Origin of the sequence: Bacillus tequilensis (assembly GCF_012225885.1) — a bacterium.
GTDB lineage: Bacteria > Bacillota > Bacilli > Bacillales > Bacillaceae > Bacillus > Bacillus tequilensis.
Genome location: NZ_CP048852.1, coordinates 2875189 through 2888664 on the forward strand (window position 1 = coordinate 2875189; position 13476 = coordinate 2888664).

Annotated in this window: 12 protein-coding genes; 3 read left to right on the forward strand and 9 right to left on the reverse strand. The window is 46.4% G+C overall.

What is annotated here, in order from left to right:
- Nucleotides 1-100: 100 nt before the first annotated feature.
- From G4P54_RS15275 to trmB, 3 genes are all read right to left on the reverse strand, one after another.
- Nucleotides 101-1801: an NAD-dependent malic enzyme gene (locus G4P54_RS15275; RefSeq protein WP_167873117.1), complete on the reverse strand. Its 1701-nt coding sequence runs from the start codon at nt 1799-1801 to the stop codon at nt 101-103.
- Between the two features lie 85 nt (nt 1802-1886).
- Nucleotides 1887-2729: a YtnP family quorum-quenching lactonase gene (locus tag G4P54_RS15280; protein ID WP_167873118.1), complete on the reverse strand. Its 843-nt coding sequence runs from the start codon at nt 2727-2729 to the stop codon at nt 1887-1889.
- Between the two features lie 70 nt (nt 2730-2799).
- Nucleotides 2800-3441, reverse strand: coding sequence for a tRNA (guanosine(46)-N7)-methyltransferase TrmB (trmB, locus tag G4P54_RS15285; protein ID WP_024714636.1), 642 nt, complete (start codon nt 3439-3441; stop codon nt 2800-2802).
- 204 nt (nt 3442-3645) lie between these two features.
- On the opposite strand from trmB, the gene G4P54_RS15290 reads away from it, so the two are divergent.
- The gene (locus G4P54_RS15290; RefSeq protein ID WP_167873119.1) at nt 3646-3924 is read left to right on the forward strand and encodes a YtzH-like family protein; all 279 of its coding nucleotides are present in this window, start codon (nt 3646-3648) and stop codon (nt 3922-3924) included.
- Here G4P54_RS15290 and G4P54_RS15295 read toward each other — a convergent pair whose 3' ends face one another.
- From G4P54_RS15295 to thpR, 5 genes are all read right to left on the reverse strand, one after another.
- Entirely contained in the window at nt 3925-4722 is a 798-nt protein-coding gene (locus G4P54_RS15295) for a phosphotransferase family protein (protein ID WP_024714638.1), read from the reverse strand.
- Nucleotides 4723-4901: 179 nt separating this feature from the next.
- Nucleotides 4902-7058, reverse strand: a complete 2157-nt coding sequence (gene pulA / locus G4P54_RS15300) for a type I pullulanase (RefSeq protein WP_167873120.1) — start codon at nt 7056-7058, stop codon at nt 4902-4904.
- Between the two features lie 25 nt (nt 7059-7083).
- Nucleotides 7084-8013, reverse strand: a complete 930-nt coding sequence (locus G4P54_RS15305; RefSeq protein ID WP_167873121.1) for a YegS/Rv2252/BmrU family lipid kinase — start codon at nt 8011-8013, stop codon at nt 7084-7086.
- A 48-nt stretch (nt 8014-8061) separates the two neighbouring features.
- Nucleotides 8062-8976, reverse strand: coding sequence for a hypothetical protein (locus G4P54_RS15310; RefSeq protein WP_024714641.1), 915 nt, complete (start codon nt 8974-8976; stop codon nt 8062-8064).
- Nucleotides 8977-9001: 25 nt separating this feature from the next.
- The gene (thpR, locus tag G4P54_RS15315; RefSeq protein ID WP_167873122.1) at nt 9002-9553 is read right to left on the reverse strand and encodes an RNA 2',3'-cyclic phosphodiesterase; all 552 of its coding nucleotides are present in this window, start codon (nt 9551-9553) and stop codon (nt 9002-9004) included.
- Between the two features lie 147 nt (nt 9554-9700).
- On the opposite strand from thpR, the gene cysK reads away from it, so the two are divergent.
- Nucleotides 9701-10636: a cysteine synthase A gene (gene cysK / locus G4P54_RS15320; RefSeq protein WP_032682081.1), complete on the forward strand. Its 936-nt coding sequence runs from the start codon at nt 9701-9703 to the stop codon at nt 10634-10636.
- Between the two features lie 33 nt (nt 10637-10669).
- Here the strand turns inward: cysK and pepV are convergent, their stop codons facing one another.
- Nucleotides 10670-12061: a dipeptidase PepV gene (gene pepV, locus G4P54_RS15325; protein ID WP_167873123.1), complete on the reverse strand. Its 1392-nt coding sequence runs from the start codon at nt 12059-12061 to the stop codon at nt 10670-10672.
- A gap of 96 nt (nt 12062-12157) precedes the next feature.
- On the opposite strand from pepV, the gene pbuO reads away from it, so the two are divergent.
- A complete protein-coding gene (gene pbuO / locus G4P54_RS15330; protein WP_024714646.1) occupies nt 12158-13456 on the forward strand; it encodes a hypoxanthine/guanine permease PbuO in 1299 nt (432 codons plus the stop codon).
- Nucleotides 13457-13476: the final 20 nt, after the last annotated feature.

Sequence of the window (13476 nt, forward strand, 5' to 3'; positions counted from 1 at the left end):
AGTCTAATTTCGGATAACAATCATCCGTATTCAAACTTGAAGGTGTTTTTTATTTGTCTCATCTTATGGGGTCAGTCCCCCATGCAGCGGCTCTTTTTTATTATATCGCGCGAATCGGTTTGTATACCGGGTACCACATCGCATCCTGCACAGCCTGTATAAGGTCTTCAGGCTCTTCCGTCGCGACGCCTTCCTTCATTGCGGTTTTAGCAACTTCGACTGCAACAGTTGCCGATACAGTCCGCAAATCCTCTACTTTTGGGAGCATCGGCGCGCCGGGCACCCCGACATTGACCATGCTTGCAATTGCCCGGGCACATGCTTCAAACATGCCGTCGGTAATTAATTTTGATTTGGTAACAATCGTTCCAAGACCGAGACCCGGGAAGACAAGCGCGTTGTTAGCCTGGCCAATGTGATACGTCACACCATTATATTCCACCGGCGGGAACGGGCTTCCTGTCGTAATCAGTGCGCGGCCTTCCGTCCATTCGATTAGGTCCTGCGGTTTTGCTTCAGAAAGCGTGGTCGGATTTGACATTGGCAAAATCGCCGGCCGTTTCACATGTGACGCCATTTCTTTTACAATTTCTTCTGTAAATGCGCCGGAAACCGTTGATGTCCCGATCAGAATCGACGGTTTCGCCTGCCGGACCACTTCAAGGAGATCAATGCCTCCGCCGTCTCCGTTCCGCTGATACCCCTTCACTTCATCTGCCGAACGGGCATAAGGCTTCTGGAAATCAAGAAGCTGATCCATATCATCAGTTAGCAACCCGTTTCTGTCTATGCACCAGAAGCGCTGGTATGATTCTTCCTCACTCAGCCCCTCGCGCACCAACGCTTCCCGCAGCTGTTCAGCAATTCCTATTCCTGCCGTTCCTGCTCCGAATATGACGACTCTGTGATCCCTTAGCGGCACTTTAGACGCTTTTGCGCAGGATAAGACTGCCGCCAGTGAAACAGCGCCTGTCCCTTGAATATCATCATTGAAGGTACACACTTTATCTTTATAGCGATTCAAAATGCTGCGCGCGTTTTTCGCTCCGAAATCCTCCCAGTGCAGCAATGCGTTCGGGAACGTTTCTCTCGCAAGGGCAACATACTCGTCAATAAATTGGTCATAGCGTTCCCCGCGGACTCTGGAATGCTGGTTTCCGACATAAAGCGGGTCGTTCAAGAGGCTCTCCTGATTTGTTCCCGCATCTAAAACAACTGCCAGCACTCTGCTCGGATCAATACCCGCAGCCGCCGTATAAACCGCCAGCTTACCGATAGAAATCGCGATGCCTCCGACACCCCAGTCACCGATTCCTAAAATTCCTTCCGCATCAGTTGCAACAATTAAATCAATTGTATCGCTTTGATCTTTATACTGTTTAAATGCTTCTTTCATACCGTCCGGGTCATCAATTGACAGATAGAGACCTCGTGGCTTTCTGTATTCATGGCTGTATCTCTGGATTGCTGTTCCAACTGTCGGTGTATAAACAATCGGTAGCATTTCCCCTAAATGGTCGTTTAACAGGCGGTAAAACAGCGTTTCATTCCGATCGTGCAACGCTGTTAAATAAACATTTTTACTCAAATCGTCAGGCTGCGCGGAATATTGTTCGTACGCTCTTTTCACCTGATCTTCAATCGTTAATACCTTTGGCGGCAGAAAGCCTTTTAAACCAAGTTCTTTTCTTTCTTCCTCGGTAAAAGCAACACCTTTGTTCAAAAAAGGAACAGAGAGCACTTCAAGGCCTCTTAATGTTGTTTGAATGTCTCCTTCGTTTGTTACTTTGAATTGTTTCACCCTGCCTCTTCCTTTCTAACCATAATTAGTACTAGGTTTGCATTATTAGCCGGAAAACATGCAGGGTAAACATAAAAATATGCTATTAGTTGATTCGCTTGATTGAATCTTTGATGCTTCCCTCTTCATCCCATTTAAGCGCGCGATATTGGGCATCATGATAAAAAATAAACCATGCGTCTTTTTCCGCTGCGAATGACTGCCATTTCTGCTTTTGCGGTATAGAGGTCATCGGATAATCATCGTAAGCCAGCACCCATAGCGGGTTGCGGTGGGCGTGTGTCGGCATCAAATCTGCCATATGTACTGCGGTTTCACCCGCATCCTCACATATAAGAATACTGTGGCCTTCACTATGCCCTCCGGTGTGATGCAGCGTCATTCCCTCTGTGATTGTTAAGGTGTCTTCAAAGGTTTTGACTTGATCGGCAACCGCCTCCCAGTTTTCTTTCCAGTACGTGTTTTTTGACCTGATATTCGGATGGCGCATTTCATTCCATTCGACAGCAGATGCATAAATCACTGCATTCGAAAAGACTGAGGTGAGCTGTTCCCCTTCATATTCCGTTAAACCGCATGCATGGTCGAAATGAAGGTGTGTCATAGCAATCACATCTATATCAGCAGCTGTTAATCCGAGCGCCGCTAATGATGTTTTCACATTCGATTCTTGTGTCACGCCATAGTTTCGTTTTTGTTTATCAGTCAGTTTGCCAGACCCAATTCCGGCGTCGACAATGATATTGAGCCCGTCCTTTTGAATGAGGATAGGGTCTGTCCTAAGTTCAATCTGGTTTTTTTCATTGACTGGATACTTTTTAGACCATAGCGGCTTTGGAACGACGCCGAACATGGCGCCTCCGTCCATATGTGTCACGCCTCCGTCAAGCCAGGTTAACGTAATATTTCCGATTTTCATTGATTCCATTTTCATCCCCCTCCTGTCATCATGGTAGCAAACGGTCCATAAAAAAAACAGACTCCTGTCAGAGTCTGTTTTACGTTCTCCATTCAACCTCAGCCCGATAGATCGGCTGGCCAAGCGCAGAGAATTTTTCTTCGTATTCTGTCATGATATTGCCTTCCAGATTGCTGTTATGCAAATCGAGACTGACATATGTCAGCAGCAGGCCGTACTCGGAGAAGCTCTTTAAAGAGTACTCAAACAAGCCGCGGTTGTCCGTTTTAAAATGAATCGCTCCGTCTTTCCCCATCACTTCTTCATACTTTTTGAGGAAATGCGAATATGTCAGACGGCGTTTTTCGTGGCGGTTCTTCGGCCAAGGATCGGAAAAATTCAAGTAGACCCGTTTGACTTCACCCGTCTCAAACACATCTGTCAGCGTGTCCGCATCTATATTCAGAAGCTTTACATTCGGCACTTCGGTATCTTTTACTTTTTGGACGGCTGTCACAATGACGCTTTTAAATAACTCAATCCCAATATAATTGATGTCAGGATTTTGTTTGGCCATTCCAGAAATGAACTGCCCTTTTCCTGTACCAACCTCGATATGGATCGGATTGTCGTTGCCAAACACTGTGTTCCATTTCCCTTTATAATCAGCTGGATTGCTGATGGCAATATCTGCGTTTTCAGCCAAAAAGTCATCAGCCCAAGGCTTGTGGCGCATTCTCATATGATTGACACCTCTATCTATTATTTCGACTAACAACATACCATGAATTAAAAAGACCCGCAAGATTGTTTTTCCAGTGTACCCGCTAAGTCTGCGTATATAAAAAAAAGAGGTTCCCGTTTGCGGAACACTCCTTTCACATGCATAAAAACGCGCTGTTTTGAACAATTTAACCCGTATGATACTGAAGGGATGTGTACCGTTATGGGTTTACATTATGAGCATCAAGTTCATTTATTGAAGGATATATTATCTGACCATCAATTGGACTGCTGCGGAACCGTCGCAGAGTACGAGCAGCTTGAGCGTGTGATTAAATCGCTGATGGCTAATACAGAGCTTGATTCAAACTTCAAAAACGTGCTGGAAGATGTTTACCGCTACAGCCAATCAGGAATTTCGTCCAAATCCATCAACTCACACATACAAGAGCATCAAAACAGCCTGTCTCAATGGGTAGAGCAAATGGATTCGTATTCCTGATTATTCAACGATGCGTTTCATGAGCATATGCAGTTCTTCCATTGCATCATGAAATTCCTTATCATTGCCTTTTGCTTTGTGCCAGGCTATGAAAGTGATTGTTTCGGATAACACATACCAAGCCATTCGCAGCCGCAGGCTTTCAGTTAGCTCAATGCCGTACATGCTCAGCCAGCTCTCCCAAGCTGGCTTTTCGACGTAGTGGTACAGCAAAGGCCCGAGATCCATCGCCGGATCAGCGATCATGGCGCCGTCCCAGTCAATTAAATACAGCTGGTTGTCTTCAGACAATAGCCAGTTGTTATGATTGACATCACAATGGCAAACGACTTTTTCACCGAAATGCACTTCATGCAGATGTTCTTCTAAGTATTTGATCCCTTCTTGAATCAGCGGCGAAGATTGCTGCACAGCAAATACAGCCTGCTTCAGCTGAGACAGAAGAGCCCCCGGGTTCAGCGGTTCTTTTCCAAGTCTTTTCAGCATGTCCAGCAAGGCTTTTGATGTGTGTATTTTACGAAGCAATTCAGCAACGGGCTGTCCGCTCATATCTTTAGGCTTCAGCTCTCTGCCGGTCATCCAGTGCTGGGCCGTAATGACATCCCCATTTTCCATCCGTTTTGTCCAAACCAGCTTCGGAACAATGCCTTCGGCGGATAAAACAGCTAAAAAAGGTGAGCTATTACGTTTTAAAAAAAGCTGCTGCCCGTTATGTTTCGCATAATATGCATCTCCTGTAGCTCCTCCGGCGGGGAAGATCTCCCAATCGCTACCTAGTAATTGTCCCAACCAGTTCATATCAATGTTCAACCCATCATTTCTTAAAATATTTTAGAATAAAGGCGAATCGTCTCTAGTCTATCCAGCGAGTGCCTTTTTCGTACGAATCGTATGAAAATAAAAAAGACAGCTATTGAGAGTCTCATATGCTAATCAATAGCCGTCCTTTAAATTTTAGCGCTATAGCACAAACTTCGTCAAGCAAAACTCTTAAGATCTGATGCTAAATATAAGATAACCGTTCCGATGCCCATTACCGCAACCGCTTTCTTGATTTCTTTCGGGTCATGCTGAAAACCTGATGTATCACATAAAAGCCGATACGTTTTGTCATTTGGCAGCTTCCATTCAACGGCAGCCGGACTTGCGTGATGGATGACGATGACGTCTTCCCATTCATCAATCCCGTTAAGATTATGAAGCCTGTATGCGATAAGGTGTTCGTCTCGCGTCAAACATTCAAGATGGCGCCGGATATCTGCAGCAGACCTGAGACGGAATGCCGGATGCGCTTTTCTCAGCGAGATCAGCCTGCGGAAATAGTCAACATCCTCTTTGAACATTTCACGCCGATCCCAATCCAGTTGATTGATGCTGTCACTGGATTGATAGCTGTTTTCCACTCCCTGCTTCGTCCGGAAAAATTCCTGTCCGCTATGAATAAACGGCACTCCTTGGGCAAGCAAAATAATCGCGGATGCCAGCCGTTGCCTGCTTCTCTTTCGGCTGTCAGTTTCTTGAGGCAGAGCAAGGCTCATTTTATCCCAAAAGGTGTGGTTGTCGTGTGACTCGACATAATTGATAGACTGGCTCGGTTCAGGAACAACCGGAGCTAATGCCTTCCATCCGGAAGACCCGGTAATCCCGTGCATCACGTTTTCCGCTGCTCCCCCGCTGCCGAGCGCAAAGCCGGCAGACATAAGCTGAAAGGTGTTCCCTTTCACAGCGTCACGAAACATATCATTAAAAAAGCCGATGCCCGGCATTTTTGAAGCATTCGCTAAGATGGCTTTCTGTTCATGCGGGAGCGGTGTATCCAAATCCCATCCCTCTCCAAACAGCAGGATTCCGGGCTTTACCGCCATTGCTTTTTCTTTGATAAAAAGCACAGTGTCAATATCTAAAATGCCAAGCAGATCAAAGCGGAATCCGTCGGCATCGTATTCCTGCAGCCAGTAGATGACACAATCAGCAATGAACTTTCTCGCCATCTGTCTTTCTGATGCGATGTCATTTCCGACACCGGTGCCGTTTGACGGCATCCCAAATGCGTTATGGCGGAAAAAATAGCCTGGCACTGTCTTTTCAAAAGGTGAATTCTCCCTCTCGTACACGTGGTTAAAGACGACATCCAGAATGACGCGCAGTCCGTGCTGATGAAGGGTTTTGATCATTTGTTTCAACTCTGTTTTTCTTGTTTGAGGATCATGAGGGTTTGAGGCATAGCTTCCCTCCGGGGCAAAGAAATGAAGCGGGTTATATCCCCAATTGTAGGCATCAAGCGGCTTCTTTTCATCAACGCCGGCAAAATCATTCACTGGCAGAAGCTCGACATGTGTAACACCGAGCTCCTTGACATACGCCAGTCCGGAAGAACACCCATTTGTAGTTTGCGTGTCGGTTTCTGTCAGCGCTAAGTATTTTCCCTTGTTTTTCATGCCGCTGTATTGATGAATGGAGAAGTCGCGGATGTGCATCTCATAAATAACGGCATCCGCAGGGTGTGGGAATGGTTTGAGCGGGTCAGAACATTTCATTTGATCCGGGCGCAGAACGACACCCTTCTCTCCATTTACCGTCACGGCCTTTGCATACGGATCAACGGTTTCCGTCCACACTGAATTGTTGCAGATGCAGAACACATACTCATACCCGTGGAGATCCCCGCTGGCCGTAACGGCATAAACGCCTTTTTCCAACCGAGTCATTTGGAACATGCGCCCGCTTTTATTAGGGGGTGAGAGCTTGACAGCAGCTGAGACTGCGGCAGGCGCCCATACTTTAAATTCAGTATAATCCGCAGTATAAACGGCCCCCAGCTCTCCGTCATAATAAAATGCATCATCAAATGCATCCGTCCGAATAACCGCGCCAATTTGGAGATCCGTTTGATCGCCGCTGGACGCTCTGACGGCATGTGTTTTTCCAAATGTCACCGGATGATCAGATACGCAAACGTACTTGTACGTTGCTTCAAGCCGGTATTCCTCTCTGACAGCCAGAGGAAAAACTGCCGTCTCCGTCTCAAGCTGAAACGGCGGTGTCATGATTTCTTTTTGATCAGAAGGAATCAGAACGGTAATGATATTCATGTCATCGACATACGCTTCAAAGCTGCGGCGGATGCTGACCATCGGAAGCTCTCTCCTCCAAATACGTTTATGTTTTAATTCTCAGGGGCGAAGGACTCGATGCCAGACGAAACGGGGTGGTGCCCATGATTTCTCCGTCAGCATGAAACGGAATTTTGTCCTTCGTGTAAAACGTAATGTCTTTTGCTTTCAACATCGTAACGCCGTCCATCTTTGTATGTTTTCCAAATGCCATCAGACATAAAAGCCAATATTTTTTCAAAAACGGCTGATTCTCAACAATCACGACATCAAATGCCTTCTCGCGCGCATTTGCTAGCGGAGCCGCCTTCATGCCGCCTCCGTAAAACGGATGGTTGGATACAACCGCAAACCAGACATCATGAAATTCGTGCGTCTCGCCTTCCGTTGTAAAACCTAACGAAAACGGCTTAAATGTCGCCGAAGCGTGCAAATGGGAAAGCGGGTACACAAGAAATCGAAGGCGGAGAAAAAGAAAAGCCCGTCTCAACGGAAAATCCATCGCCTTTTTATTGACATATGCGTCAAACCCGATTCCGATATGATTCATAAAATAAAGAACCTGTGATTTATCCTGAAGGAAATTGACGCTTCCTAAATGAAAGGTTCGGGTTAACGGACGCTTCAGCTTTTTGATTTCCTGCATCAGATCGCTTTTTTTAATAGAGAACCCTCGCGAAAAATCATTATACGCGCCCGCCGGCACAAAGCTTAGTTCAATATCGTCAACCTCTTTCAGCCCGTTGACAACCTCATGCATGGTTCCGTCTCCGCCAATCACGATCAGGCGCTTCAGCTTATATTCCTGTATCGTTGAAATCTGCCTGGCGAGCACCTCGGCGTGCCCGGGATGTTCAGTTAAAAATGAGCGGTGCTCGACCTTTCGTTTGATCAATTCCTTTTGAATCGACTTCCAAACACGCAGGCCGTTGCGATGTCCTGCTGTCGGATTAATAATAAAAAACCAATGGCTCATCTTTCTCACCTGCTTATGTTATGAGAAAACCGCTCAAATCGTTCTCTTTTACTCCAGCCACTCTTGTCTGCGATCGGAGTCAGACATGCAGTAAGACAATAGAGCCTTCGCAGCTTTTACCTGATGATGCTTAATCGGAGCAGTGTTTTTCTTCTGCCGCTCAATCCATTCTTCCGCGACGCGCTTATCCGCTATTTCTAAGCCGTATGGCGGCTCTGGATAATCGATGTACGACGATCTGCTCAGAAGCAATTTTCGAACCGGGATTTCAGCCTGTTTTTCCTTTATGATCTTTGACACAACGGAATCCGTTCGAAACAGGCTCAGCCCCGGATTTAACACTGATTCAGTCTGAGAGGCTGTTTTCTTGTCCCAAAAACGATTTTTAGACCCTATATACACACTGTCTTCCTCCGCCTCTAAGAAAGAAACGCAAAAAATATCAAGAGGGGAAATAATCACAATACTTAATTCAACAGCCGCCTGCTGAATTTTCAGCACAGGCTTATACATAATGAAATAAGAATCAGGCAGCTGCTGGGTCAGATAACGCAAAATGCGGTCCTGCTTCACCTGGTTTGAGAGATGAGATATTTCTGAAAGAGTAGAGCTTGCCCATTTGAGCTGAAATTCATATAAATGTCTTTTATAAAAAGAAGCAAGCGCCATCCTGCTCTTCGGCAGCCTTACATGTAATTCGTCTTCTTCCTCAAACCATTGGTGTCTCTCTTCTTGTATATCGGCTTTTATCTCTTCTTTTCTTCTTTTCAATGAAAATTTTTTTCGTTTCTGCAGCGGTTCCGGCTCTTCGGCACTGGATTGCCTTTCTTCATGCTGGCGCTCCGCTGCTTCTAACAATGAAAGCCAGCGCTCTTTTTTCAGCCGCACAAACTGGTTGATATAATGGTACGGATCAAGCTCATATCTCGATATATAATCATGAATTTTAATGATTTGTGCCATGTTCGTTTCTCCACTCCGCAATGAATTAAGATAAATGAAATTTGAATATTTCCTCGTATTTTGGTGATTTGTTCAAGTGCATTTGAAAGAGCGAAAACCGTTCAGCCGTCATCGAAACCTCGCCACTTTCAAACGGAACATGTGCCGGAAACCCTTCTTCTCCTGTCCATTTTCTAGCCAGCGTCATATGAGGGTGATACGGTCTTTTTTCCACTTGAAAGCCGGCTTGAAGAACAGCCTGTTTCGTATGCTCCCGCAACACTTCAAGCGGTCTGTTTTGCTTTGGCTCCAAGTGTAAAACACGCGGCCGTCTGCGGTCGCCGAATACATCTATTTTGCCAAATTCAACTTGAAACGGATTGGTTTCTGAAGCAATCGCAGCAAGCGAACCCTCAAGCTGCTTGATTTGTGTCTCATCCGCCGCTCCGAGAAAAATTAACGTGATATGATAGTCAAGCGGGTGCACCCATTTTTGAAACGTCAAAACCGGCTCGTTTTTCGCAGCATGGTAAATCGGGTTCGCTATTCCCTCAGGAATGGGAACACCGATAAAATAATGTGGCCGTGTATCTGGCATCCGTCTGAACTCCCTTCTTTAACAGCTATTATTTTATCAATAAAGAGGCTGTGCGGATAGAGGACAAGTGAATGAAAACACTCTCGCACAAACGTTTATTATGTTAGGATATTATATGACACTTGTTTTATTCAGAAAGGAATGACAATGTTGAAAATCGTTGAAAATACAGCTGATCTGATCGGAGATACACCGCTTGTGAGATTGAATCGGCTTCAGCCGGAAAACGCGGCGCAGGTCTATTTAAAGCTTGAATTTTTTAATCCGAGCGGCAGTGTGAAAGACAGAGCCGCTTATCATATGATCATAGAAGCAGAACAAAACGGTTTGCTCAAACCGGGATCAGTTATTATAGAACCGACTAGCGGAAATACCGGAATCGGACTCGCCATGAATGCGGCGGCACGCGGCTATAAAGCGATCCTAGTCATGCCTGATACGATGACGAAGGAGCGGATCAACCTTCTGAAAGCTTACGGCGCAGAGGTTGTGTTAACACCAGGTGCGGAAAGAATGCCTGGCAGCATAAAAAAAGCGAAGGAGCTTGCCGAGCAAATTCCGAACAGCTATATTCCGATGCAGTTCGACAACAGTGCCAACCCTGACGCGCACCGAAAAACGACGGCGCCTGAAATTGCCCGGGCAATAGAGGAAATCGGAAAACCGCTCGGCGCTTTTGTCGCCTCTTCCGGAACGGGCGGAACCATTACTGGAACAGGTGAAGCGCTCAAAGAGCTTTTTCCTGACATTACGGTTCATGTTGTCGAGCCTGCGGGTTCACCTGTATTATCCGGAGGAAAACCCGGCGCGCATAAGCTTGTGGGCACGAGCCCGGGCTTCATACCTCCGATTTTAAATCAAGACGTATATGATGAGATTATCAAAATCTCTGATGAAGACGCCTATACGACCACAAGACGCCTTGCCGCTGAAGAAGGAATCCTCGTCGGGCCTTCGTCAGGCGCTGCCTGCTTCGCGGCAATCGAAACAGCAAAACGCCTCTCCCCTGACCAAGTTGTGGTTTGCATGACTGCCGATACAGGAGAACGGTATTTATCAACTGATTTATGGTCATTTGTTTAAAAAAAGGACTGGCTTCCGCAGAAGCCGGTCCTTTTATTTCGCAAGTTCGTAGATGGCCTGCGCGTATAAGGCTGTCGATCTCAGCAGATCATCAATTTCAATATATTCATCCTTTTGGTGTGCGCTGTCAGGACGTCCGGGGAACAGCGGGCCGAATGCGACACCGGCTTTTAACGATCTGGCATACGTCCCGCCGCCAATTGAGATTAAATCAGCTTTTTTGCCCAGCTGGCCTTCATACACCTTTTGCAGGGTTTTGACTAACGGATGGTCTGCTGACACATGATGCGGCTTGCTGTCTTTGAATTCTCCCAGTTCAAATTCAGGTGCGCTTTCGAATGCGTCGCGGATCGCTTTGCTTTCCGCGGTTACAGGATAGCGGATATTGATTCCAAGTTCGCCTCCCTGCCCTTCCCTATAGCGTAGCGTTCCGACATTTAGTGTCAGCTCGCCGCTAATGTCATCCTCACAGTCGATATTCAGTTTCTTTCCTCTCGTATCATTTGAAAACTTGTCTGTCACAACTTGCACAAACCGCTTGCCTGCTTCATCAAGCTCAGTCTGCTGCAAAAATTCGCACAATAAAAGGCCGGCATTGATTCCATTGTTCGGTTCCATCGCATGGCAGGAAAGCCCGTACATACGCAGAATAAGCTGCCCGTTCTCTATTACAGCTTCTCCTTTTCGATCCGTCGCACGAAGCATATCTTTAAATGAAGCAAGAATCGCTTCTTTTTTCTGCCCTTCAATAACAGCTTCCGCTGCGTCAGGCACCATGTTTAAGCGAAGGCCTGACTGAAATGAAACAAGCACTGCCTTTGAATCGGCTTGGTTTGAGCGATGCGGGATGAGCAATGATGCATCAACGATTCCTTTTTCAGCGTTAATAATCGGAAAATCAGCGTCAGGCGCAAAGCCCAGCGTTGGCATTTCTTCATGCTTGAAATAATGTTCCACGCATCTCCAATCGCTTTCTTCATCTGTTCCGATAATGATTCTGACACGCTTGGACAGCGGCAGATTCATGTCTTTTACGATTTTCAGCGCGTAGAATGCCGCCATTGTCGGCCCTTTGTCATCAATGGCGCCTCTCGCATAAATCCGTCCGTTACGGATATCAGCAGAAAACGGATCACTCGTCCACCCATCTCCCGGCGGCACGACGTCAACATGGCAAAGTACGCCGACAATGTCATCGCCCTCGCCCCATTCAATATGACCGGCATAGCCGTCAAGATTTTTTATCGCAAAGCCTTCTTTTTCTCCAAGCTCCAGCAATGAAGTCAAGCTTGCGTTTACTCCTTCTCCAAACGGTTTGCCGGGTCCTGCGGTTGTTTCATCCATTACACTGTTGATTCTCAAAAATTCCTGCGTATCACGTATTAAATCCTCTTTTTTTCTGATCACTTCGACTTCCCAGTTCATAATGATCCCCTTTCCGCAAGAAATGACTTGCAAAAACAAAATAAAACGAATAATATTAATGGTGTTTTGTTAAAACGTTCGTAATTGGAGGTTACTATGTTTCATCTAAAAGAGCAGCAAACATCCATAAAGCAAGAAATCATAGCAGGGCTGACGACCTTTTTCACAATGGTCTATATCGTCGTGGTTAATCCGGTTATTCTGGCTAACGCCGGGGTTCCTTTCGACCAGGTTTTCACCGCAACGATTATTGCTTCCATTGTCGGAACGCTGTGGATGGCCCTGGCAGCAAATTATCCGATTGCAATTGCGCCCGGCATGGGCTTGAACGCATATTTAGCCTTTCATGTCGTAAGCGCAAGCGATGGCGGAATCACGTACGCAACAGCTTTCAGCGCAGTATTTACAGCAGGGGTTCTCTTCATTATTCTATCGTTAACGCCTTTAAGAAAACAACTGATAGAAGCGATTCCAAACAATTTAAAATACGGGATCACAACGGGGATCGGGCTGTTTATTGCCTTTATCGGTTTGCGTCAGGCGGGAATTGTGGCACCTGATGAGTCAAACCTGGTTACTCTCGGCAATCTGCATTCACCAGGTGTTATTTTAACGCTGATCGGCCTTTTGATCAGCGTGGTCCTGATGGTGCGGAAAGTAAGCGGCGCTTTATTCATCGGAATGGCAGCTACCGCCTTGATCGCCTTTTTTACGGGCCAGCTGCATTTTTCAAAAGGTTTCATGTCGCTTCCTCATTTGCCGGAGGGCTTGATCATTGCAAATCCGTTTTCCGCTTTTGGCGATGTCGTTCATCACGGCCTGTACGCTGTTGTCTTTTCTTTTCTATTGGTCACGATTTTTGATACGACAGGCACGATGATTGGTGTTGCAGAGCAAGCCGGGCTGATGAAGAACAACAAGCTGCCGAACGTGCGAAAAGCACTGCTTGCCGATTCAACAGCGACGACAGTAGGAGCTGTTTTCGGCACAAGTCCGACAACCGCATTTATCGAATCTTCCGCTGGTGTCGCAGCCGGGGGAAGAACGGGACTTACAAGTTTGACAGTTGCTGTGCTGTTTGCCGCCTCTATGTTTTTCAGTCCGCTCGTCAGCGCCTTATCAGGCATAGCCGCCATTACCTCGCCTGCTTTGATTATCGTCGGCAGCCTGATGATGAGCTCTGTGTCGAACATGAACTGGAAAGAGATGGACGAAGCATTCCCAGCGTTTCTTGTTATTCTCGCCATGCCTTTGACATCAAGCATTTCTACTGGGATTGCGCTTGGCTTTATTTCATATCCGATTGTAAAAGCAGCACGGGGAAAATGGAGAGAGATTCACCCGCTCGTATTCGTTTTCGCCATTCTGTTTTTCATCCAGCTGTTTATTTTATAACACATACAGAAAAACCCAAA

Coding starts and splice junctions, on each gene's coding strand:
- G4P54_RS15310 (WP_024714641.1), bottom strand. CDS start 8,976: ATGGCACAAATCATTAAAATTCATGATTATATATCGAGATATGAGCTT.
- cysK (WP_032682081.1), top strand. CDS start 9,701: ATGTTGAAAATCGTTGAAAATACAGCTGATCTGATCGGAGATACACCG.
- G4P54_RS15290 (WP_167873119.1), top strand. CDS start 3,646: ATGGGTTTACATTATGAGCATCAAGTTCATTTATTGAAGGATATATTA.
- trmB (WP_024714636.1), bottom strand. CDS start 3,441: ATGAGAATGCGCCACAAGCCTTGGGCTGATGACTTTTTGGCTGAAAAC.
- pbuO (WP_024714646.1), top strand. CDS start 12,158: ATGTTTCATCTAAAAGAGCAGCAAACATCCATAAAGCAAGAAATCATA.
- pulA (WP_167873120.1), bottom strand. CDS start 7,058: ATGGTCAGCATCCGCCGCAGCTTTGAAGCGTATGTCGATGACATGAAT.
- thpR (WP_167873122.1), bottom strand. CDS start 9,553: ATGCCAGATACACGGCCACATTATTTTATCGGTGTTCCCATTCCTGAG.
- pepV (WP_167873123.1), bottom strand. CDS start 12,061: ATGAACTGGGAAGTCGAAGTGATCAGAAAAAAAGAGGATTTAATACGT.
- G4P54_RS15295 (WP_024714638.1), bottom strand. CDS start 4,722: ATGAACTGGTTGGGACAATTACTAGGTAGCGATTGGGAGATCTTCCCC.
- G4P54_RS15305 (WP_167873121.1), bottom strand. CDS start 8,013: ATGAGCCATTGGTTTTTTATTATTAATCCGACAGCAGGACATCGCAAC.
- G4P54_RS15280 (WP_167873118.1), bottom strand. CDS start 2,729: ATGGAATCAATGAAAATCGGAAATATTACGTTAACCTGGCTTGACGGA.